The following is a 23,143-nucleotide window of genomic DNA, read 5'->3' as shown; positions in this document are numbered from 1 at the left end:
ATGAAAGTGTGAGGAAAAAACTATGGATTTAAAAGGAGCCGAAATACGTAATGTAAAAAATTTATGTAGTGAAATGGGAAGTAAGGAAAATGTTCCTATGAGAGTTAATATCCCTTATTATCAAAGACCTTATAAATGGGGAGAAGATAATATAAAAAATTTAATTAATGATTTTAAGAAAAATGAAGAAAATGGAAAAGATGGGAAAAAAGGGAAAAAGGAATACTTTGTTGGATCAGCAGTTATGGTAGTTTCAGCAGAAAAAAATCATGATGTCATAGATGGGCAACAAAGAATAACAACTATGTTTTTATTTACATATTTGGAATTTTTGTTACAGAGAGCTTATGTAGAAGAATTGCTTAGTAAAAAAAGAATTGCTAAATTAGATACAGCTCTTCAAAAGTTGGAAGAAATATGTAATATACTTTTTGGCAGTAAAATAGAAGAAAGCTTGAAAAAAGTTCATACAGAGATAATAGAAAAAGTTTCAGAAGAAGAGCAAGGGGACAATCTTTTTGATATTTTACTTGAAAATTATCAGAAAGCAGTTTTCTTACCTGAAAAAAACTTAACAGACGAAATGGAATATGCTGATAAGTATTATATTGAACAAAAAAAATTATTGAAGAAATGTGATTTGTCGTTAAAATATAATAGAGAATCATACAATGAAAAGTTGAAGGAAGCATTAAGTAGCTTTGTGATATTTTTAACAGATGTTCATAATCCTAAATGTAGAGTAGCTAAACAAAAAGAGGATGAATTGGTAAAACAGTATATAGATGCTATGAAATATGAGTTTAATGGATTGTGTAATATAATTTCCATAAAAGGCAAAAGTCCAATTGAATACACAAATGAATTAATTTCTGAAATCGACAGTATGTTAGAACATATTAAATTTTGTGTAATAATTACAGGGAATGAAAATGATGCATATACGTTATTTGAGGTTTTAAATGATAGAGCTTTAGATATAGAGGATTTAGATTTAATTAAAAACTTGTTTTATAAATGGTATTGTCACCATACAAAGGAAGATGATGATACAGTTGATGAGTGTATAGAAGAAGTGGATGAAATTTGGGTTGAAAAAGTATTTACTCCAATTACAGGAAAAGACAGAGCTAAGATGATATCTTATTTTGCAGCAGTATTTTTTACTGCTGATGATGCATTGAAATACAATGATAGCGAAAGATATAGAGAGGTTCTGGAAAATAAATATCTTAATAACAAAAACGAATATAATTCAGTAGATATCAAAAATGATATAGGTGTATATCAGATGATTGCAATTTTATTGGAAAATGTTGAATTAGCTTATCAACACAAAAATATGAAGTGTGTGGAAGCAGAAATAAGTGTAGAAAAATCAATAACATACAAAACTTTTCACTTATTAAATGCTTTAAAGCAATATGGTGTTTTATCAGCACTCATAAATGTTATTGTAAAACAGTATATTGATAATCATACTGGAACAGATGGAGCTATAAATATAGATGAATTTGGTAAGTATGTAGATGAAATAATAAAAGATTATAAAAATAATAATGAAAAATTTATTAAAATACATGAAATAGCTTTTGAATTATGGAGATTTGCATTACTTTGTCCATCCGCAGATATGCCTCGACAGGAAGCTAAAAAAATAATATCTTTAAATAATGTGAATAGACAAGAATTTTCATATACAATTTCTTTAGAAATAATGAATTCAATGAAAGAAGAATTTCTGAAATGGATTAATGCATGGAAATATGGGAAAGGTGATAGTGATTTAAAGGCAAAGGTTTTATTTATTAATTTATTTAACACAGAAAAAAGAGATAATTATTTAGAATTACTAGCAACAGGCAGGAGTTTTAGAACCCCAGATATTCAATTAGACCATATGGAGGCAGATAATATAAATCATAGTGCAGAGGAAAAATATTTTAAACCTAAAAATATAGGTGAGCAACGAAACGTATATACTGATACAATAGGCAATTTTATGATTCTTGATAGTAAAGATAATAATAATAAGGATAATAGACCATTAGAAATGGCGTTAGAATTTTACGACAATATGAGTCCACATCATTGGATGATTGAAGAAGTAAGAGAATTATTGCAGGATGATAGATATTCTAAAAGCGAGGGAGGTAGTGTGAAATATAGAGTTCCGGTTGAAGAATTTTTTACTGAGAGAAGAAACAGATTATTAAAATATTTCACAGCAATATTATCACGTAAATTAAATGATGAAAAAATGCCATTTGCATAGGGAAAATTCAACAAAATATCACATAATATAGATGTTGCACAATTTAAATAATAATGTTACACTTTGAATATAGAATATTCTAATAAAAATTAAAAGTTCGGCCGGAATATGGAAGGAGTATTTTTGCAAAAGTGGGAACAATTAGGTCTTTCTGATAATTTTATTTTTCAGAAAGCAATGATGAATGAAAGATTATGCACGAAGATTCTAACTGAAATAATTGGTGTTGAGGTTTCGAAGGTTGAGTATAAAGATTACGAAAAAACCATATCTATAAGAAGTGATGCTAAAGGCATAAGATTAGATGCATATATCAAAGGTGAAGACGCTGTGTATAGCGTGGAAATGCAGAATCTAAATATAGATAATCTGAAAAAAAGAAGCAGATATTATCATGATTTGATAGATTTGGATTTACTTGAGAAAGGTTGTAGATATAAGAATTTAAACAACACATATGTAATATTTATATGTGATTTTGATTTGTTTGGAGAAGAACAATATAAGTATACATTTACAAGTAAATGTGAAGAAGTTGAAGGATTATATCTAAATGAGGGAAGAACAACCATTTTTATGAATACAAAAGGAAAAATGGGAAACATTAGTGAGGACTGTAAAATTTTTCTTAGGGCAGTTAGAAGCCAGTTTACTGATGACTCGTTTTCTGTTATATTAAAATCAGAAGTGGAACGAATAAAATCAAGTACAGAATGGAGGACGGAGTATATGCGTTTGAGTGAATGGCTTGAGGATGAGAAAGAGTTAGCACGTGAAGAGGGTATGAAAGAAGGAATGAGGGCAGGAATAGAAGAAGGCAGACGTGTTGGCAGACAAGCTGGTATGGAAGAATTTTTAATATCATTGGTATGCAAAAAATTAAGCAAAGGTGAAAGTTGTGAGCAGATAGCACAGCAACTTGAAGAGAGCGTTGATGCGGTTGCTAAAATAAAAAAATTAGCAGAAGAGACGGTGCCTAAATATGATATAGGTAAAATACTGGAAAAAATATCAGAATAATGGAACTTGATTAAAAATAGGCTGTTCACTTAGTGACGGCCTATTTTTTGAAATTAATAAAAGTATAAAGTTATTTTGATATAAAAAGACAAAGTACTATATGAAAATAGTAAAAATAATGAAAAAAAAGTAAAAAATGTGAAATGAACAAAATTGAATGCAATTCTTTATAATGTTAAAATAGATTTAATTTTAAAATTTAGAAAAGGCAAAAGGAAAAGCAGGAGGTTTCATGAAAAAAAATAATGAGTTGGTAAAAAAGGGGCTGGCAATTATTCTTGCATTAGTTTTAACAGTAAGTTTAGTGCCTGATAGTGTAATACCGGTTAATGCAGCTACAGGCAAAGTTAAACTTAATAAAAAAACAGTTACAGTATCAGTAGGAAAAAAGAAAACTATTATTTTAAAGAAAGTAAAGCACAGAGTAGTATGGAAAATTGTATATGGCAAGAAGAATGTTTCAATTAAAAAGAAGGGAAAATATAAACAAAAAATTGTAATTAAAGGAAGAAAAGTCGGAAATGCTAAGATTAAAGCAATATATGGTAATAAAAAATTTACATTAAAGGTAAAATTAAAAGCGAATGAGGAGACTGTAAATAAATCAGGAGAAGGTAGTTCTGTTTTCACAACAAAATCTGTAGAATCATCAACAGTGGAAGTAACATCAAAGGACAAAGAAAACCAAACAGAAAAGGAAAACATTCCGGTTACATCAAAGGAAAATAGAGAAGAAATTACGACTAAAGAGGAAGATTATCCTATAGTAACAGAAGAATCAGAATCAATAATAGAAAGCACTATTGTACCAGTTACGACGGAAATTAAAGAGACAACAACGCAGGAAGAAACAACTACAAAGATTAAAGAAACAACAAAGGCACCAGAGACAACAACGCAGGAAGAAACAACTACAAAGATCAAAGAAACAACAAAGACACCGGAAACAAGACCGGAAGAGACAACTACGAAAATAGAAGAAACAACAAAACTACAAGAAGTAACTACAGAATTTCATGAGGAAGCTGAAACAGAAGAACATCCAAAGAATATAAATGTAGATTCATATATTAGTCAGGTTGATGCTGCAAGCTCAACAAAAGTTTCCACAAGTGCAAATGAAGGAGTGGAAAAACTATTTGACGGAAATATAAATACAAAAATGTGTACATTAAATGGATTCCCATTGCGTATTGCATGGCAGATGGAAAAACCAATAGTACTTAAAAAATATACACTTACAACAGCAAATGATAGTGCAGCTTATTCATATAGAAATCCAAAAGTATGGCATTTATATGGCTCAAATAATGGAACTTCATGGACACAAATTGATACTGTGACAGATAGTGGAATTGAAGCTAAAAATTTAGAAACATATACATATGAAACAGATGTACAAAAAAGTTTTCAGTACTTTTTAATTCAGTTTGAAGGTAATGGAACTAATTACTATGGATTTCAGTTAGCAGAGATTTCATTGCATGGAGATATAGCAGATGTAACTGATGAAATGGGTGATGATTTAATGACTTATTTCGAAAGCGTTTATAATGAACAGACAACTGCAAAAGGAAATGGAAATGAAATTCCGGCGAACATATTTGACAGCGATATAACAACAAAGTTATTTGAATTTTCTGGTAATTTTAGTATTGCATGGAAAATGAAGCAGGAAACTATATTATATAGTTATAGTCTTACAACAGCAAATGACAATGCAACATACAAAGGAAGAAATCCAAAGTCATGGATTTTATACGGCTCGAAAGATGGTTATAACTGGGAAGAAATTGATGTTGTAAATGAAAGTGGTATGGAAGATGAAAATTATAAGACATACAATTATGCAGTAGATAAGACAGGTTCATATAAATATTACAAGATGGATGTCAAGGCGTCTTATGGTAATTCTATTCAACTTTCGGAAATAGCACTTAGAGGTGCAACTGTAAGCCCAAGTAAATATGATATTTTATTTACAGGTGATTGGAATGATGTGACGGTTGACGGATATTTGGAAGAACTTACAAAATTGTTTTATAACAGTTACCCAAGATTATATCAGAGATGGGGAAACGGAACAGAACCGACAACGATAACATTTAAGGCAGACAAAAATTATAGTGGAGTGGCATATTGTCAGGGAACAACTGTATGTGTATCAACAAAATATGCTAACAGTCATCCAACAGACATTGGATTCTTTTCCCATGAAATTACGCATTCAGTTCAGCAATACAGTGGCAAATTGAATTACGGAGATGATGTTGCATGGTGGACGGAAAACATGGCAAATTACGGAGGATTTAGATATTTCCATTGGTCAAATCCAAAGTATGTACAAGTATATGAAGCAACAGATGAGACTCTTCAGGATTGGGGATACGAACAATACGGAAATAACAAATGGTTCTTTGCATATATGGATTCAAGATACCCAACGAGAAAAAATGCGGATGAAACATTGAAATATGGATTAATTGATAGTATTAATAAACTTATCAAAGATAACAACACAGGAAAAACATACACAGATGACCCATATGATACAACAACACCATTTAACAATGTTGTAAAACAGATTACAGGATATGACTGCATAGAATCCTTGAGAAAGAAATATGTAGAGGAATTAAAGGCTGGAACGTGGACATTTAAGGGATTTGCTAATTATGAAGATAACTGGGTAACAGAAAACATAGATGGAATTGCAAATCCTGAATATCCAATGGTAGGAGAAAAAATACATGGAAACAAAACAGCAGCACAGTTAAATAATACAGTTTCGGATGGAACAAATCTTTGTCTTAATGGAAAAGTTTATGAATGTTCAGGTTATACAAATGACAATGAAAGTGCTGATAAGTTAATTGACGGTAAACTGGATACAAAGTGGTGCGCAACAAGCTCAAATGTAACAAGTGGAGAATACAGCTTAAATGGAGTAAAACATTGGGTAAAAATTGACCTTGGAAAAGAGCAGGAATTTAATACATATACAATTTATAATACAAAAAGCAAAGAAGGATTTGGAAATGCCACAGAGTGGGAGATACTTATATCCAACAATAATAATGATTGGACATCAGTAGATTATCAGGCATCCAATAACTCAGCAGTAGCTTCATTTAACATAGGAAATCAGAAGGCACGTTATGTAATGATTAAGGTGTTCACACCAGATGACGGAGTCGGAACACTAAGATTATATGATTTTCAGTTGTATAACAAATAAAAGGCATATATTTATTCACAAAATACTACAATTAAATTGTAAAAATAATAAATAAAAAATATATTGCAAATGGAAAATAAATATGTAAAACGTGAAGGTGAAGTAGGTGAATATGTGTATTATTACATTGCATAATGTGATGAATTAAGAAATAGAAGAGAAGATATCATTATGCATAAGAATATTAAAAACAGTGCATATTTTAATTAAAACTTACAAATAATAAGAAATATATTTAATGCCAGAGTCGCTAAGCCGTAAACTAGTTTTGAATAAGAACGTTGCAGTTTCGGGCTTTTGACTCTGGCATTGTGCGTTATAAGAAAAAGCAATATTGAGAATAAAATATATTTCGTGAGATATTCAATTTTAACAATTGCTGCAAACACGCTTTGAAACCAAAATTTATATACCTATGCCAGGTATTATAAATCATACCTTGACAATAGGAATTAACGTGTTATAATGCATAGTGTAAATCATATCAATTTACTAGGAATATATACAATAAAACAATAGATTTAAGTTTGTGGAAAGGTAAGGTATCTGTTATGAACAAGACCATATACATGGATAATGCAGCAACTACAAGAGTGTTGCCTGAAGTATTTGAAGAAATGAAACCATATTTTTTGGAACAGTATGGAAATCCATCTTCTGTGTATTCATTTGTAAATGACGCTAAGAAGGTTGTAGATCAGGCAAGAGTTACAATTTCTGATTTTATAAATGCAAAACCGCAGGAAATTTATTTTACTGCAGGTGGAAGTGAATCTGACAACTGGGCATTAAAAGCAACAGCAGAAGCTTATGCAAATAAAGGAAAACATATTATTACATCAAAAATTGAGCATCATGCAATTCTTCATACATGCGAATATCTTGAAAGAAGAGGGTTTGAAGTAACATATCTTGATGTAGATGAAAATGGTATTGTTGATTTAGAGCAGTTAAAGGCATCAATCAGACCGGACACTATTTTAATATCAATTATGACAGCAAATAATGAAATTGGTACAATCGAACCAATAAAAGAAATTGGTGCAATTGCAAAAGAACACGGAATTTTATTCCATACAGACGCTGTACAGGCTTACGGACATATTGCAATTGATGTAGATGAAGCAAATATTGATATGCTAAGTGTTAGTGGTCACAAATTTAATGGCCCTAAAGGAATAGGATTTTTATACATCAGAACAGGTGTAAAGATCGGTTCATTTATTCATGGCGGAGCTCAGGAAAGAAAGAGAAGAGCCGGAACACTAAATGTACCTGGAATTGTCGGAATAAAGAAAGCAACTGAAATTGCAAGAGACACACTTAAAGAAAGAAGTGAGTACGAAACAAAATTAAGAGATTATGCAATTGATAGAATTTTAAATGAAATTCCATTTACAAGATTAAACGGAGACAGAAAAAAACGTCTTCCTAATAATATGAATTTCTGTTTCAGATTCATAGAAGGTGAATCAATGTTAATATTATTAGACCAAAATGGCGTATGTGCATCAAGTGGTTCAGCCTGCACATCAGGTTCATTAGACCCTTCACATGTATTACTTGCTATTGGTCTTCCACACGAAATTGCACATGGTTCAATCAGACTTACAATTAGTGAGGAAAACACAAAAGAAGAAATAGATTTTGTAATTGATAATTTGAAACAGATTATAGAAAGATTAAGAGCAATGTCACCATTGTATGCAGATTACGTAGCAAAACATAAATAATATTTTAAATTTCAAAGAAGGAGGATAAACTATGTACAGTGAAAAAGTTATGGATCATTTTATGAATCCAAGAAACGTCGGCGAAATAGAAAACGCAAGTGGTGTTGGTACAGTTGGAAATGCTAAATGTGGCGATATCATGAGAATGTATTTAGATATTGATGATAATGGAATAATTCAGGATGTTAAGTTTAAGACATTTGGATGTGGAGCAGCAGTTGCAACTAGTAGTATGGCAACTGAGCTTGTAAAAGGAAAAACAATACAGCAGGCTTTGGAGGTAACAAACAAAGCAGTTATGGAAGCGTTAGACGGACTTCCACCTGTAAAAGTACATTGTTCATTGTTAGCAGAAGAGGCAATTCACGCAGCATTATGGGATTATGCAGAAAAGCATAATATTAAGATTGAAGGTCTTGAAAAGCCGGTTAATGACATCAGTGAAAAAGAAGAGGAAGAAGAATATTAAACTACAAAAATTGAAATAGGACCCTGGGATTTATAAAAGTGAGAGGATTTTGTAAATTATAGTTGTTAAAAGATGTTAACTTTATAGTTTGCTTCACTAACCTCTCGCTTTTTTTCATTTATAATGATAAAATGATGTGGATATAAAAAGTATATCTAAAAAAGAAAAATAAAATTTTTGTAATTTTAAAATGAAAGGAACGATAAGAGTTTTATGGCAGAAAAAGTAGTCGTTGGTATGTCTGGCGGTGTTGATTCATCGGTGGCAGCATATTTGCTTAAAGAGCAGGGATATGATGTTATGGGAGCAACAATGCAGATATGGCAGGATGAAGATAATATAACAATGGAACATGAAGGTGGATGTTGTGGCTGGTCAGCAGTTGACGATGCAAGAAGGGTAGCTTTCAGACTTGATATTCCATATTATGTAATGAATTTTAAAACTGATTTTAAAAAGTATGTTATAGATTATTTTGTAGATGAATATTTGCATGGAAGAACACCAAATCCATGTATTGCCTGCAACCGTTATGTAAAGTGGGAGTCGCTTTTAAAGCGCTCCATGGAAATAGGGGCAGATTATATCGCAACAGGTCATTATGCAAGAATTATAAAATTGGAAAATGGCAGATATACAATAAGAAATTCAGTAACAGTCGAAAAAGACCAGACATATGCTTTATACAATTTAACTCAAGAACAGTTAGCTCATACGTTAATGCCTGTGGGAGAATACACAAAAGATGAAATTAGAAAAATAGCAGAGAAGGTTGGTTTGGAAGTGGCAAGCAAACCTGACAGCCAGGATATTTGCTTTGTGCCGGACCATGATTATGCTTCGTTTATAGAAGAAGAGTCAGATACTAAATGTATGCCCGGGAATTTTATATTAGAAGATGGCGAAGTTGTAGGTAAACATAAAGGAATAACGCATTACACCATAGGACAGAGAAAAGGACTTGGTGTAACATTTGGTAAGCCAATGTTTGTAAAAGAAATCAAAGCGGACACAAACGAAATCGTTTTATGTGAAAATGATGCATTATTTACAAAAGAAGTGATTGTGGAGAATGTAAATTATATGGCAGTTGAATCAATAAACGAACCGGTAAGACTTGTTGGAAAAATTAGATACTCTCATAAAGGAGCACCATGTGTTGTTGAAGCAATAGATCAAAATACAATTAAATGCACATTTGACGAGCTGCAAAGAGCTGTAACGCCGGGACAGGCAGCAGTATTTTACATGGATGATTATGTGTATTGCGGTGGAGTAATTAAGTAAAGTGAAAGATTTTATTTGGAGGAAAAAAATATGGCAAGCGAAAAAGATATTGAAAATATTATTAATATGTTAGATGGAAAAGTAGCAGCAGGGACAAGCAGAATTAATTTAAATGTATCTGATGGCGTAAAAGACGGTGAAGTAAGAGAAGTTCATCATCATGGTCGTTGTGATGTTGGAAGCGCATGGGCAAAAGGAACAGTAAAGAATCCTGAATGTGTAGACATTCCAAATACAGATGCAATTGATGAGTAAGCGATAGTGGAATATTACGGAAACATAGTGCGTATCGCAGAGTTATCCGTAAAAATTTATAGCAAAATGAATAAAATTTAAAATGAAAAAGTATAATTACGGATGATTTTCAAAATTTGAGAGTCATCCGTAATTAATTTTATATAAAAAGAATTAAAAAAAAAGCTTAATTCCTATTGACATACTATGAAAAGTAGGATATTATAGCATCAGTTGATAAATCATAGCGTTCTACTATGAAAACTATGAAATTAAAAGCGAGGATAAAACATGGTAAGTTTTGTACAAGAAACATACTATATTCCAAAAGATGATCGAATGTGTTGTTGTTATTAAGTAGAGAAAATTATTTGGAAAGTAGTATACATAATTAATACTTGAGGAAAGATAAGGAGTAAACATTATGGCAAAGAAAACAAGAGCAGAAAGAAATTTAAAATTTGAAACATTACAGTTACACGTAGGACAAGAAAATCCGGATCCGGTTACAGATGCAAGAGCAGTTCCAATTTATCAGACATCATCATATGTATTTAAAAATTGCGACCATGCAGCAGCAAGATTTGGATTAACAGATGCAGGAAATATTTACGGCAGACTTACAAATCCTACAGAAGATGTTTTTGAACAGAGGATTGCAGCACTTGAAGGTGGTGTAGCAGCATTAGCAGTTGCATCAGGTTCAGCAGCAATTTCATATACAATTGAAAACCTTGCACAGAACGGTGACCACATCGTTGCAGCAAAGAACATTTACGGTGGTACATACAACCTTTTAGCACACACACTTCCATCATACGGAATTACAACAACATTTGTTGATCCATTTAATTATGAAGAAATTGAATCAGCAATTAAGGAAAACACAAAGGCTGTATTTATTGAAACACTTGGAAATCCAAATTCAGACGTAGTAGATATTGAAAAGATTGCAAATATTGCACATGCACATAAGATTCCATTAGTAATCGATAATACATTTGCAACACCATATCTTGTAAGACCAATTGAATATGGTGCAGACATCGTTGTTCATTCAGCAACAAAATTCATCGGCGGACATGGAACAACAATCGGTGGTGTAATCGTTGATAGCGGTAAATTTGATTGGGAAGCATCAGGAAAGTTTGTTTCATTAGTTGAACCAAATCCAAGTTATCATGGTGTGAGCTTTACAAAGGCAGTAGGACCTGCAGCATTTGTAACAAAAATCAGAGCTATTTTACTTCGTGATACAGGCGCAACAATTTCACCATTTCATGCATTTATTTTCTTACAGGGATTAGAAACATTATCACTTAGAGTTGAAAGACATGTTCAGAATGCATTAAAGGTTGTAGAATATTTGAATAATCATCCACAGGTTGAAAATGTAAATCATCCATCAGTATCAAAGGACCCTGAACAGCAGGCATTATACAAGAAATATTTCCCTAACGGTGGTGGTTCAATCTTTACATTTGAAATTAAAGGTGATGCACAGAAGGCAAAAGATTTCATTGATAATCTTGAATTATTCTCATTGTTGGCAAATGTAGCAGATGTTAAATCATTAGTTATTCATCCTGCATCAACAACTCATTCACAAATGACAGAAGAAGAACTTTTAGGTTCAGGAATCAAACCAAACACAATCAGATTATCAATTGGTACAGAAAATATCGATGATATTATTGAAGATTTAGAAGAAGCATTTAAAGCAGTGAAATAATGATACCCACGATATGCGAATATTGGGTAGGATTGTGGGAGCGCGTAGCACGGAACAATCCGGAGGCATTAAAGTTGGAGAATTTTGATACCAATGTAATATAATATAAATATATGTATTGCAAAATATCGTGGTATAATAAAATTTGTAATAAAAATAAAACGGAACCCGCAAAAAACGCATTAAGCGTAAAAAGACAACGGAACCCGCAAGAAAAGAAAGAAGGATTATTATGGGAAAGATATATAAGGGAGCTTTAGAATTAGTTGGAAATACACCATTAGTTGAATTTACACATATTGAAGAAACTGAAGGTGTTGAAGCAAAGATTTTAGCAAAACTTGAATACTTCAATCCGGCAGGAAGCGTAAAGGATAGAATTGCAAAAGAAATGATTGAAGACGCTGAACGTACAGGAAAATTAAAACCAGGTTCAACAATTATTGAACCAACATCAGGTAATACAGGTATCGGCTTAGCTGCAATTGCAACAACTAAAGGATATAAGAGCATTATCGTAATGCCTGAGACAATGAGTATTGAAAGACGTAACATTATTAAAGCATATGGAGCTGAGATTGTTCTTACAGATGGCGCTAAGGGAATGAAAGGTGCTATAGCTAAGGCAAATGAATTAGCAGAAGAAATCGAAAACAGCTTTATTCCGGCACAGTTTGAAAATCAGGCTAACCCTGAAGCACATAGAAAAACAACAGGACCTGAAATCTGGGAAGATACAGATGGAAACGTAGATGTATTTGTTGCAGGTGTAGGTACAGGTGGAACAATTACAGGTGTAGGCGAATATTTAAAGAAACAGAACCCTAACGTTAAGATAGTAGCTGTAGAACCGGAAACATCACCTGTTTTATCAAAGGGTGAATCAGGACCACATAAAATTCAGGGGATTGGAGCAGGATTTGTACCAAACACATTGAATACAAAAGTATATGATGAAATTATTGCAGTACCAAATGAAGTTGCATTTGAATATGGAAAGAAAGTTGCAGCTAAAGAAGGTGTGTTAGTAGGTATTTCATCAGGAGCAGCCCTTTATGCAGCAATTCAGGTAGCAAAGCGTCCTGAATACAAAGGAAAGAATGTTGTAGTTCTATTACCTGATAGCGGTGATAGATACTATTCAACTCCATTATTCCAGTAGGAATTATGTATATATAATAACAACACAAAGACTCTCAGCCCTAACAGGTTGGGAGTTTTGTGTATTATATTGCTTTCTGTGCTGCTTATCAGGTTTTGAGTAAAGTTTAGAACCGTTTCTGTAACTATTATTTTATAGGTTCAAAATTCTCTTCAAACAATAATTCATTTGTTTCCATGATTGAGTAATTATTATTGATGGAAAAAATAATTATAGAATCTCTTGCATCCTTTGCATATAAGATTTTTTGTTTGCCAATAGTGAGAGCACGCTGCGTTTCAGTAAGATTCAGACCTATTCCAATGCAAAGTGCGATTAGTTTTTCACGTCCGATAACCTTTTGACCTTTAAAAATTTCATAACCATAAGTTCTATCGAGATTTGAATTCTTAATTGCCTGGCTTTTAGAAATCCCTTTCTCAGTAAGTTTATTTCCCAAATATTCGCCAAGGCTCAGTTCTTCATCTAAATTTGATGAAATATATGATTTTAAATCCTTTTGATTGTTAGCAGATTTTAATATCTTTAAAAGATCATCAGTAGGTTTCTCTGATAAATTTTTTATGTCTGATTTGTTCAAATTAAAACGTCCTTTCTTTTACGATAATCAAAAATAGTGTATAATATTAACTACATCAGTTTATTAAAAATGTAAAGGGAAATCAATATGACTAACAGAGAAAAATATATTTTGTCAATTTACGAAGAACTGTCCGATATGGGAAAACATGAAAATGTGAAATTAGTAAAAAATACTGTAAACGATGGAATATACATTAAAAAGACTTTGAAAAATTATAATATAGAAATATATAAAATTTTGAAAAACAGGCAAATCAAAGGAATTCCAAAAGTATATGAAATTATAGAAGATGAGAAAGAACTTATTATTATAGAAGAATATATACATGGACTGACTTTGGACAAAAAATATAATAAAACTGATGTGGAAACAGTAAAAAAAATCATGGAACAGTTGTGTAATATTTTAAAACAGTTACATAATATGAATCCGCCTATTATTCACAGAGACATAAAACCAACAAATATTATAGTTTCAAATGATGATGTTGTATATCTTGTAGATTTTAACATTTCAAGGGAATATGACGAAAATCAAAGTGTTGATACAGTAATAATGGGAACACAAGGATATGCATCACCTGAACAGTGTGGTTTTGCACAGACGGATTGCAGGTCAGATATTTATTCGATAGGAATGCTAATGAAAAATATACTCATGGTTGATGAGTATCCTGATAAAGAAACAAAGAGTCTTAAAAGAATAATAGATAAATGTACATCTATAGACCCTGAAAAAAGATATAAAAATATAGAAAAGTTAGAGCAGGCATTAAATAATAAATTGGGCGAAAGAATTAGTTTTCAGTGTAATGAAACTGATGAAAAAATAAAACAGTCATTTTTGCCACCTGGATTTAGAAGCGGAAAGATTGCTAATATGTTAATTGCATTGGCAGGATATGCAAGTATGATTAGTCTTGCAATGGCGATGGAGTCAAGTAGTTCTAATCCGGTTGTTAAGACAAAAGAAGATATAGTGTTCAAGATAATTATGCTAATAACAGAATTAGTTACAGTAGCAATTTACTTTAATTGGAGAGGAATAAGAGACGGACTTCCGATTGTAAAAGAAAAAAATATGTTGATAAGATTGATTGGATTTGCAATTTATCCGGTTACAATTCTCGTATTATTAATAGTTGTTGCATTGATAATTATATAAATTGTAAGTTATAAATGTAAGGTCACTTTAAGCTTAGTTTTGTTTGCTTAGTTTGCAAATTGCAATTAAATATACATATAAAACTATCCACGAAATTTAATAAATTAATGCAAATTTACAATTTAATAATTGTATGCTGACAGCATACCAAATATTTCCACAAATCCTATAAAATAGTTGTAAATCAGACACGGATTTGAAAAAAATTGATTTCAGAAACTTAAAGTAGTCATAAGTTTATTGATTATATTTTCAGTATTTACGAAATAAATTTTGATTTCAAAAATTAATCCGGTTAGAAATAACATTTTAGAAGGAGGAGAGTATAGGTGTGTTTAAATTTAAATACATCATACCAGGAAAATTATGGCAGGCGAGAAAAAGAAGAAAAAATGGTGGATAGCAGCAATAGTAATTGTAGTAATCATAATTGCAGCAGCAGGGGGGAACTCAGGAGATTCAGATAAATCAGGAACTGATTCAAACCCTAAAAAAGTGTCACAGACAGATGACAAAAAGAAAGATTCTAATGATGAAAATAAAGACGATGCTGATTCTAAAAATGATAAACAGGAAGAGTCAGTACAGACTGAGTTTGCAAAAGGTGATGTAGTTGAAACTAAAAGTTTGAAAGTCTCTTTTTTGGATTGTGGTGAATTTACTGATTATAGTGAATATTCAGAACCGGCAAAGGGAAACAAAATAATATATGCTACATTTGAATTTGAAAATATATCAGATGATAATGAATACATTTCTACAGGTGATTTTTCGTGTTATGCAGATGGATATGATTGCAAATCATATTATGATTTTGATCAGGAAAGTTTAGATGCAACTCTTTCAAAGGGAAGAAAAACAAAAGGAAAGATATTTTTTGAAGTACCTAAAGATGCAAAAGAAATAAAGATAGAATATGATATAAATTTCCTTACATCTGATAAGATAATTTTTGTATATCAGTAAGTGAAATAAAAATGCAAATACGGATAATATAAAAAATGGGAGCAAATTAAACAATAGATTGCATATCAGTTGAATATACCTCGACAATAAAATATTTGCAAAAACATAAAATCCTTTAAGTTAAGGTGATGTGCTTAGAAAATGGATAATTTTTCTAAAATGGCACAACCTATACTTAAAGGATTTTTTCCTTTTTAGTTTCAAAAATAAAGTATTTAATGCCAAAAAGTGTATTTTTCTTTAAATAGGAAAAAACAGTTGAAATAAATAAAGGATATTTGTATTATAAATGGGGTTAGGTAATATGTATTTGGTATAATATTTCAAATATAATTTCTCAAATATCTATCCTTGGTTTTGGAAATTCAAATTAAGTAAATTAAGCGTATAAGGAGAAGAATAATGCGTAAAACAAAGATTGTATGTACAATAGGACCGGCATCTACAGACGAGAAAATCATTACAGACATGTGTAAAGCAGGAATGAACGTTGCGCGTCTCAATTTTTCACATGGCACACACGAAGAACAGCAGAAAAAAATTGATATAATTAAAAAAGTTAGAACAAAATTAAATCTTCCTATAGCGGTTATGTTAGATACAAAGGGACCAGAATATAGAATTAGAACATTTAAAGACGGAAAGATTGAATTAAAGGCTGGAGACCCATTTACTTTTACAACTGATGAAGTAGAAGGCGACCAGACAATAGTCTCTGTATCTTATAAGAATTTGAACAAGGATTTAAATGCAGGGGACAGAATTTTATTAAATAATGGTTTAATGGAATTTGTCGTAAAAGAAATTAAGGGAAACAACATTATCACAGAAGTTACAGTAGGTGGTATTTTGTCAGATAGAAAGAGCATGAGTTTTCCTAATAAAGTATTAAAGCAGAAATATTTAAGCGAACAGGATAAACAGGATATTTTATTCGGAATTAAAAACGAAGTTGCTTACATTGCATGCTCATTTGTATCACAGAAGCAGGACTTATTAGATGTTAAGCAGTTTTTGAAAGAAAATGACGGTGAAGATATCGATCTCATTGCAAAAATCGAAAATCAGGCCGGTGTAGATAATATTGAAGAAATTTGCGAAGCTTGTGAAGGCATTATGATTGGCCGTGGTGACATGGGTGTTGAAATTGCATACGAAGAGCTTCCGGCAATTCAGAAGCATTTGATTACCAAGTGTCGTATGCTTGGTAAACGAGTTATTACAGCAACAGAAATGTTAGAGTCAATGATTACAAATATCAGACCAACAAGAGCTGAAATATCAGACGTTGCCAATGCTGTTTACGATGGAACAAGTGCAATCATGTTATCAGGAGAAACTGCAGCAGGAAAATATCCGGTAAAAGCTGTAGAAGTAATGGCTAAGATTGCTGAAAGAACAGAACAGAGTATCCATTATGATAAAAGATTTAGAAATTTTGATTTCCAGATTAGAAATGAAATAGATGCTATTTCACATGCAACATGTGGTATGGCTATTGATATTAAGGCAAAAGGAATTGCTGTATGTACATTATCAGGTATGACAGCAAGAATGATTTCAAGATTCCGTTCACCGGTTGATATTGTAGGTCTTACAACAAATGAGAAGACATGGAGAAAATTAGCTTTATCATGGGGTGTAACACCTATTATGGTAGAAGAATTTGATTCTACAGAAGTTTTATTCTACACAGCTAAGAAAACAGCTAAAGAAGTACTTGGCTTAGAAAAAGATGACAGAATCGTAATTACAGGTGGATATACAAATGGCACATCAGGTAATACAAACTTAATTAAAGTGGAAAGAATTTAATTAGCTGATTTTGAAAGATGAATAATTAGAAAAATTTAAATTAAAGAGGAACTGCAAATAATTGTGAATGCTTTTATTTGCAGTTCTTTTTTAGACATTGCATTGTATGTTTAATTAGATTAATTGTTACTAAAAAGATTATTTCTATAAATTTATATTGACAAACAAAAGAATGTAAAGTATATTGTAGTTAGTTAAGACTAACACAAAGTTTTAACAACTAACTGCACCTATAAAATCGGGCATAATGCAACACGAAAGTGTTTAGGTCATAAGTAAGTTTCTACCTCCAATGAAACACGACTTATGACTGATAAAGCCCGTAATTTTTTTGACCTACAGGTTAGCTACAACTAACTAAAGGCAGGAATTAAAATGTTTGGGAGGTAGGCAATATGTTTGAACAGGAGTTAATAGAGCATTGTTCTCCAACGTTAGCGTCTATTAAGGCAGCAAGCCTATTTACATATACATATAAATCACTAAAAGAGCTTCATGTAAGAGTGACTTATTGGAATTCAAAAATGAAGAGAAAAGGTATTACATTTGACATTTTGTCAGAAAACGTGGGAGTGAATAAAGCCCTTATATATGTTTACAGAAGAGCAGATTTGGAAAAAATATTAAACAGGGATGAAATAAGAAGTTTCTTATTAAATCATGGATATTTGATTGATGACAATGAAATTGTCGGAGGCGTTAATTGCGAAAACATAATACTCCAGTTAAAGAAGAAATTTGAAAAGTTAAATCAGTTTCCACATGAAATAGGAATATTTTTAGGATATCCAATAGGTGATGTAAAAGGCTTTATTGAAAATCATGGGTGCAATTGCAAATGTACAGGTTATTGGAAAGTATATTGCAATGAAGAAGAGGCAACAAAGACATTTCGTAAATATAAAAAATGCAGAGATATTTATATGAATCTTTGGATTAGTGGGCGTAGTGTTATGCAATTAACAGTTGCAGCTTAAATGAATATAAGTAGGCAGATTAGTTATAACACGTAGCACATAATAATTAGTCAGTTATATTCTGAAAATAATATCATATAATAAAAAACTTATGAATAATCATAAGCAAATATAAATAAGGAGGATTTTAACAAATGAGTAAAATCGCAGTAGTATTTTGGACAGGAACAGGTAATACATCAACAATGGCAACAGCTATAGTTGAGGGAATAAAAGAAGCAGGTGCAGAAGCCGAATTAATTGCAGCAGCAGATTTTGGTGCAGCAAAAGTAAAAGAGTATGATGGAATTGCATTTGGATGCCCTGCCATGGGAGACGAAGTTTTGGAAGAAAGCGAATTTGCACCAATGTTTGATGAGTGCAAACCTGAATTAACGGGAAAGAAAGTAGCATTATTTGGCTCATACGGTTGGGGAACAGGCGAATGGATGGAAAATTGGGAAGCTGACTGTGCAGCATCAGGAATTAAACTTGCAACAGATAGTGTAATTGCTAATGAAATGCCTGATGAAGAAGCCCTTGCAGCATGTAAAGCTCTTGGAGCAGCATTAGTTTAATGTCATAATAAAATATTGTTTATACAAAACAATCTCAAAGGTGAAATAGCTTTGATATAAAGCAAAAAAAAGATTTGATAATTACTCCTGAAAATCTGTTAAAAGGTATTGAAGATGTTGTATATGAAGCAGAAATCAATGAACAGGATGTAAATTCAATTATGAACAAATATACAGTTACAAGTTTGTCAAAAGAATATGCAAAGATTAGGGTGCGTTTTTTATGTGATGGGATTCCGGATGTGGACAATGCAAAAAAGGCTTCACCAACATTAGAAGATTTATATTTGCATATATTTGGAGACAGATAGACATGTATTTTTAGCAAATATTTGCCAAAATGATTGAAAATAACTGAATATGATGTATTATTAAAAAGGTTTCATTTGAATAAGTAAAGGATTAATAAGTAAGAATCAGCTAATTAGAATTAGACTACAAAATTTTGGTAACAGTCACACAGAATACTTATGATAAAACGTACTTATGGTAGAATAAAACTTATAAATTTAGTAAACATAAAAAGAAAAGGTTGGAACAAATTATGAAGATTGGTTTTGGATGCGATCATGCAGCAGTAGATTTAAAAGATAAGATGATAGCTTATATGAAAGAAAAAGGCTATGAATGTGTAGATTACGGTACTAATTATGATGAAAATGGAGAAATCATTAAGTGCGATTATCCTAAGAAAGGAATGGAAGTCGGCGAAGCAGTTGTTAAAGGTGATGTTGATTATGGTGTTTTAATGTGTGGAACAGGAATCGGTATTTCAATGGCTGCTAATAAAGTTCCGGGCGTTAGAGCAGCAGTATGCAGTGATCCATATTCAGCTAAGCTTACAAAAATGCACAACGATGCCAATATAATTGCATTTGGTGCAAGAGTAGTAGGAGAAGAGTTGGCAAAAATGATTCTTGACGAATTTTTTGGAGCTGAATTTGAAGGCGGCAGACATGAGAACAGAGTAAAGATGATTACAGAAATAGAAGAAAAATATAGCAAATAATATTTGTGAAATAAAGTGGAATAACATTTTATAATGTATATGTAGATACAGGCTAAGAAGTGCAATTTTATATATAGATTATCAAAAAAGATTCATATTTTATATAGCGTTCATAAAATAATGGTTGACGGAAAGAAATGAATGTATTATTCTACTTTTGTTAGTTAAATAAAATGATTAATTTATCTTATTCAGAGTTGGCGGAGATACAAGGATCTGTGATGCCACGGCAACCCCTATATGGAAGGTGCCCACCTGAGCGAGCAATCGATCAATAAGATTTGAAAACCTTGATTTCAAATCCACTGTTTAAAACAGTGGATTTTCTTTTATGAAATTTTGGATAAATCTGCTAAAAGATAAATTAGATAAAGTTTAAGAAAAGGAGAACGATGATGGAGAAGAGATTATTTACATCAGAATCAGTAACTGAAGGACATCCTGATAAAATCTGTGACCAGATTTCAGATGCAATATTGGATGAGTTAATGAGACAGGACCCTATGAGCCGAGTAGCATGTGAAACATCAATTACAACAGGTCTTGTTTTAGTTATGGGTGAAATTACAACGAAAGGTTATGTTGATATTCAGAAAATAGTTAGAGATACAGTAAGAGAGATTGGATACGACAGAGCAAAATATGGCTTTGATGCAGATACATGTGGTGTTATAGTTGCATTAGATGAACAGTCAACAGATATCGCAATGGGTGTTGATAAAGCATTAGAAGCAAAAGAAAACAAGATGAGTGATGAAGAAATTGAAGCAATTGGTGCAGGAGATCAGGGTATGATGTTTGGTTTCGCATCAAATGAAACAGAAGAATTAATGCCACTTCCAATTTCATTAGCTCACAAATTAACAAAACAGCTTACAAAAGTAAGAAAAGATGGAGTGTTAGCATATCTTAGACCGGACGGAAAGAGTCAGGTAACAGTAGAATATGACGAAAATGATAAGCCTGTAAGAATTGAAGCAGTAGTATTATCAACACAGCATGATCCTGATGTTACACAGGAACAGATTCATGAAGACATAAAGAAATATGTATTTGAACCGGTACTTCCTAAGGAAATGTTAGATGAGGATACAAAATATTTTATCAATCCTACAGGACGTTTTGTAATCGGTGGACCACATGGTGACAGCGGACTTACAGGAAGAAAAATCATTGTTGATACTTATGGTGGATATGCACGTCACGGCGGCGGAGCTTTCTCAGGTAAGGACTGCACAAAGGTAGACCGTTCAGCAGCTTATGCAGCAAGATATGTAGCTAAAAATATTGTAGCAGCAGGAATTGCTGAAAAATGCGAAATTCAGTTATCATACGCAATTGGTGTTGCACAGCCAACTTCAATAATGGTTGATACATTTGGAACGGGAAAGATTCATGATGATAAGTTAGTAGATATCATTAGAGAAAACTTTGATTTAAGACCGGCAGGAATTATCAAAATGTTAGATTTGAGAAGACCGATTTACAAGCAGACAGCAGCTTATGGTCACTTTGGACGTACTGATCTTGACCTTCCATGGGAGAGATTAGACAAAGTTGATGTATTAAAGAAATACTTATAGATATGTTAAGATGTTGGGGTCAAAGGCCCCCAACTTGAGGCCTGATAAGGCAAAGGGATTAAATTATATTGAAATAAAAGCATAACTATAATTTAGGTGTTTTTGAACCTGTATATTATATTTTGAATTATAAACCACATGGCCAAAAAACAATATGGCTATGTGGTTTTTTTGAATGGAGATTATTATGGGAAAAAATAAAAGATTATCGGATGATGTTGCAGAGACAATAATGTCGATGATAAAAGTTGAAAAAAAATATAATCCCGGTGATAAACTTCCAAATGAACTTCAGTTATCTGAAGAACTTGGAGTAAGTAGAATTACCTTAAGAGAAGCAATACGTATTTTAGTAGCAAGAAATGTATTGGAAATAAAGAGGGGAAAAGGAACATTTATAAGAGAAGATTACACTCCTAAAATGGTAGCAGGTCTTGAAGATACGGCTTCAGCAAAGGTTGATATAGATGACCTTTATGAAATGCGTCTTATATTTGAACCGGAGATAGCGTATTATGCGACCATAAGGGCATCAGATAGAGAACTAGAAAGAATATTTGCCATAGGTAAAGAAATAGAAGAACTGCTTTTAAAAGGCATAGATTATACACATAAAGAAATGATGTTCCACTGCTCCATTGCAAATGCAACTCATAATGAATTTATAAATCAACTAGAGCCTGTACTGCATCAGTCAATTGAAAAAGGTGTTTATTTGTATGAAACAGAGCATATTCCTGTAGAGCAGGTTATATCAGAGCATAGAATGATTATGGAATTTATGAAAAATAGAAATGCAGAAGGTGCCAGAAGTGCAATGCGGGTGCATATCATGCATGCTATTGACCAGTTAGAAATAAATAAAAATCAGGGTAATAACAAGGCTTAACTAAATGATTTAAAACAAAGCAGTACCCATTATTGTAAAAGCGTAAGAAATTGCCGTAAAAATTTGCAAAATAGCATAATAAATTGGGGGGAGAATTTAGATTTACAAGACAGACATAAAAAGTTTGCATAAAAATTTTTGCGAAGAAAACAGACAACACTATTGACATAAGACAACGCGAGCGATATAATACAAAACTATAAGAAAAAAATAAACATTTTTATAAATGAGATTAATTAAATAGGAGGCATAAAATATTATGGAAACAGCAAGAATATTTTATCAGGAAGATTGTAACCTTTCATTATTAGATGGAAAGACAATCGCAATCATCGGTTATGGTAGTCAGGGACATGCACATGCATTAAACTTAAAGGAATCAGGATGCGATGTCATCATTGGTTTATATGAAGGAAGCAAGTCATGGGCTAAGGCTGAAAAGCAGGGATT

At 31.9% G+C, this 23,143-nt stretch carries 19 protein-coding genes, 1 pseudogene and 1 riboswitch; of the genes and pseudogenes, 19 read left to right on the top strand and 1 reads right to left on the bottom strand.

Features of this window, described 5'->3' with window-relative positions:
- Positions 1-22: 22 nt before the first annotated feature.
- The 9 genes from DWW96_RS13375 (at position 23) to cysK (ending at position 13,150) form a co-directional block, all read left to right on the top strand.
- Complete coding sequence (locus DWW96_RS13375; protein WP_022088445.1) at positions 23-2,275, top strand: DUF262 domain-containing protein; 2,253 nt, start codon at positions 23-25, stop codon at positions 2,273-2,275.
- Between the two features lie 108 nt (positions 2,276-2,383).
- Positions 2,384-3,295, top strand: a complete 912-nt coding sequence (locus tag DWW96_RS13370; RefSeq protein WP_117910769.1) for an Rpn family recombination-promoting nuclease/putative transposase — start codon at positions 2,384-2,386, stop codon at positions 3,293-3,295.
- A gap of 232 nt (positions 3,296-3,527) precedes the next feature.
- Positions 3,528-6,533, top strand: coding sequence for a discoidin domain-containing protein (locus DWW96_RS13365; protein ID WP_117910768.1), 3,006 nt, complete (start codon positions 3,528-3,530; stop codon positions 6,531-6,533).
- A 551-nt stretch (positions 6,534-7,084) separates the two neighbouring features.
- A complete protein-coding gene (gene nifS / locus DWW96_RS13360) occupies positions 7,085-8,266 on the top strand; it encodes a cysteine desulfurase NifS (protein WP_117910767.1) in 1,182 nt (393 codons plus the stop codon).
- A 31-nt stretch (positions 8,267-8,297) separates the two neighbouring features.
- Positions 8,298-8,735 carry a Fe-S cluster assembly scaffold protein NifU gene (gene nifU / locus DWW96_RS13355; RefSeq protein ID WP_022088441.1) on the top strand — a complete coding sequence of 146 codons (438 nt, stop codon included), beginning with the start codon at positions 8,298-8,300 and terminating at the stop codon, positions 8,733-8,735.
- A gap of 213 nt (positions 8,736-8,948) precedes the next feature.
- Positions 8,949-10,022, top strand: a complete 1,074-nt coding sequence (mnmA, locus tag DWW96_RS13350; protein ID WP_117910766.1) for a tRNA 2-thiouridine(34) synthase MnmA — start codon at positions 8,949-8,951, stop codon at positions 10,020-10,022.
- 30 nt (positions 10,023-10,052) lie between these two features.
- On the top strand, positions 10,053-10,277 hold the full coding sequence (locus DWW96_RS13345) for a hypothetical protein (RefSeq protein WP_022088439.1): 225 nt from the start codon (positions 10,053-10,055) through the stop codon (positions 10,275-10,277).
- A 403-nt stretch (positions 10,278-10,680) separates the two neighbouring features.
- A complete protein-coding gene (locus DWW96_RS13340; RefSeq protein ID WP_117910765.1) occupies positions 10,681-11,988 on the top strand; it encodes an O-acetylhomoserine aminocarboxypropyltransferase/cysteine synthase family protein in 1,308 nt (435 codons plus the stop codon).
- 232 nt (positions 11,989-12,220) lie between these two features.
- Positions 12,221-13,150, top strand: coding sequence for a cysteine synthase A (gene cysK / locus DWW96_RS13335; protein ID WP_117910764.1), 930 nt, complete (start codon positions 12,221-12,223; stop codon positions 13,148-13,150).
- Positions 13,151-13,277: 127 nt separating this feature from the next.
- Here cysK and DWW96_RS13330 read toward each other — a convergent pair whose 3' ends face one another.
- Entirely contained in the window at positions 13,278-13,730 is a 453-nt protein-coding gene (locus DWW96_RS13330; RefSeq protein WP_117910763.1) for a hypothetical protein, read from the bottom strand.
- A gap of 87 nt (positions 13,731-13,817) precedes the next feature.
- On the opposite strand from DWW96_RS13330, the gene DWW96_RS13325 reads away from it, so the two are divergent.
- The 10 genes and pseudogenes from DWW96_RS13325 to DWW96_RS13280 form a co-directional block, all read left to right on the top strand.
- Positions 13,818-14,897, top strand: a complete 1,080-nt coding sequence (locus tag DWW96_RS13325) for a serine/threonine-protein kinase (RefSeq protein ID WP_022088435.1) — start codon at positions 13,818-13,820, stop codon at positions 14,895-14,897.
- A gap of 366 nt (positions 14,898-15,263) precedes the next feature.
- Complete coding sequence (locus tag DWW96_RS13320) at positions 15,264-15,863, top strand: DUF4352 domain-containing protein (RefSeq protein WP_022088434.1); 600 nt, start codon at positions 15,264-15,266, stop codon at positions 15,861-15,863.
- 402 nt (positions 15,864-16,265) lie between these two features.
- A complete protein-coding gene (gene pyk, locus DWW96_RS13315; protein WP_117910762.1) occupies positions 16,266-17,678 on the top strand; it encodes a pyruvate kinase in 1,413 nt (470 codons plus the stop codon).
- Between the two features lie 395 nt (positions 17,679-18,073).
- On the top strand, positions 18,074-18,655 hold the full coding sequence (locus DWW96_RS13310; RefSeq protein ID WP_117910761.1) for a DUF3793 family protein: 582 nt from the start codon (positions 18,074-18,076) through the stop codon (positions 18,653-18,655).
- Between the two features lie 134 nt (positions 18,656-18,789).
- Positions 18,790-19,212 carry a flavodoxin gene (locus DWW96_RS13305; protein WP_117910760.1) on the top strand — a complete coding sequence of 141 codons (423 nt, stop codon included), beginning with the start codon at positions 18,790-18,792 and terminating at the stop codon, positions 19,210-19,212.
- Positions 19,213-19,286: 74 nt separating this feature from the next.
- The gene (locus DWW96_RS13300; protein WP_117910759.1) at positions 19,287-19,523 is read left to right on the top strand and encodes a hypothetical protein; all 237 of its coding nucleotides are present in this window, start codon (positions 19,287-19,289) and stop codon (positions 19,521-19,523) included.
- Between the two features lie 233 nt (positions 19,524-19,756).
- Complete coding sequence (rpiB, locus tag DWW96_RS13295) at positions 19,757-20,221, top strand: ribose 5-phosphate isomerase B (RefSeq protein ID WP_117910758.1); 465 nt, start codon at positions 19,757-19,759, stop codon at positions 20,219-20,221.
- Positions 20,222-20,405: 184 nt separating this feature from the next.
- Positions 20,406-20,502: riboswitch (SAM riboswitch) on the top strand.
- Positions 20,503-20,616: 114 nt separating this feature from the next.
- Positions 20,617-21,804 (top strand): methionine adenosyltransferase, encoded by a 1,188-nt coding sequence (gene metK, locus DWW96_RS13290; RefSeq protein ID WP_117910757.1) that lies wholly within the window; start codon positions 20,617-20,619, stop codon positions 21,802-21,804.
- A gap of 187 nt (positions 21,805-21,991) precedes the next feature.
- Complete coding sequence (locus DWW96_RS13285; RefSeq protein WP_022088421.1) at positions 21,992-22,693, top strand: FadR/GntR family transcriptional regulator; 702 nt, start codon at positions 21,992-21,994, stop codon at positions 22,691-22,693.
- Between the two features lie 259 nt (positions 22,694-22,952).
- Positions 22,953-23,143 (top strand): annotated as a pseudogene (locus DWW96_RS13280) (ketol-acid reductoisomerase); the annotation flags it as partial.

It is taken from the genome of Eubacterium sp. AF17-7 (genome assembly GCF_003461285.1).
Classification (GTDB): Bacteria; Bacillota; Clostridia; order Lachnospirales; family Lachnospiraceae; genus Eubacterium_U; species Eubacterium_U album.
This window is presented reverse-complemented; position numbering and strand designations above follow the sequence as displayed.

What these genes read in the sequence shown, in the direction of transcription:
- DWW96_RS13375 (WP_022088445.1), top strand. Translation starts at nt 23, where the DNA reads ATGGATTTAAAAGGAGCCGAAATACGTAATGTAAAAAATTTATGTAGT.
- DWW96_RS13370 (WP_117910769.1), top strand. Translation starts at nt 2,384, where the DNA reads ATGGAAGGAGTATTTTTGCAAAAGTGGGAACAATTAGGTCTTTCTGAT.
- DWW96_RS13365 (WP_117910768.1), top strand. Translation starts at nt 3,528, where the DNA reads ATGAAAAAAAATAATGAGTTGGTAAAAAAGGGGCTGGCAATTATTCTT.
- nifS (WP_117910767.1), top strand. Translation starts at nt 7,085, where the DNA reads ATGAACAAGACCATATACATGGATAATGCAGCAACTACAAGAGTGTTG.
- nifU (WP_022088441.1), top strand. Translation starts at nt 8,298, where the DNA reads ATGTACAGTGAAAAAGTTATGGATCATTTTATGAATCCAAGAAACGTC.
- mnmA (WP_117910766.1), top strand. Translation starts at nt 8,949, where the DNA reads ATGGCAGAAAAAGTAGTCGTTGGTATGTCTGGCGGTGTTGATTCATCG.
- DWW96_RS13345 (WP_022088439.1), top strand. Translation starts at nt 10,053, where the DNA reads ATGGCAAGCGAAAAAGATATTGAAAATATTATTAATATGTTAGATGGA.
- DWW96_RS13340 (WP_117910765.1), top strand. Translation starts at nt 10,681, where the DNA reads ATGGCAAAGAAAACAAGAGCAGAAAGAAATTTAAAATTTGAAACATTA.
- cysK (WP_117910764.1), top strand. Translation starts at nt 12,221, where the DNA reads ATGGGAAAGATATATAAGGGAGCTTTAGAATTAGTTGGAAATACACCA.
- DWW96_RS13325 (WP_022088435.1), top strand. Translation starts at nt 13,818, where the DNA reads ATGACTAACAGAGAAAAATATATTTTGTCAATTTACGAAGAACTGTCC.
- DWW96_RS13320 (WP_022088434.1), top strand. Translation starts at nt 15,264, where the DNA reads ATGGCAGGCGAGAAAAAGAAGAAAAAATGGTGGATAGCAGCAATAGTA.
- pyk (WP_117910762.1), top strand. Translation starts at nt 16,266, where the DNA reads ATGCGTAAAACAAAGATTGTATGTACAATAGGACCGGCATCTACAGAC.
- DWW96_RS13310 (WP_117910761.1), top strand. Translation starts at nt 18,074, where the DNA reads ATGTTTGAACAGGAGTTAATAGAGCATTGTTCTCCAACGTTAGCGTCT.
- DWW96_RS13305 (WP_117910760.1), top strand. Translation starts at nt 18,790, where the DNA reads ATGAGTAAAATCGCAGTAGTATTTTGGACAGGAACAGGTAATACATCA.
- rpiB (WP_117910758.1), top strand. Translation starts at nt 19,757, where the DNA reads ATGAAGATTGGTTTTGGATGCGATCATGCAGCAGTAGATTTAAAAGAT.
- metK (WP_117910757.1), top strand. Translation starts at nt 20,617, where the DNA reads ATGGAGAAGAGATTATTTACATCAGAATCAGTAACTGAAGGACATCCT.
- DWW96_RS13285 (WP_022088421.1), top strand. Translation starts at nt 21,992, where the DNA reads ATGGGAAAAAATAAAAGATTATCGGATGATGTTGCAGAGACAATAATG.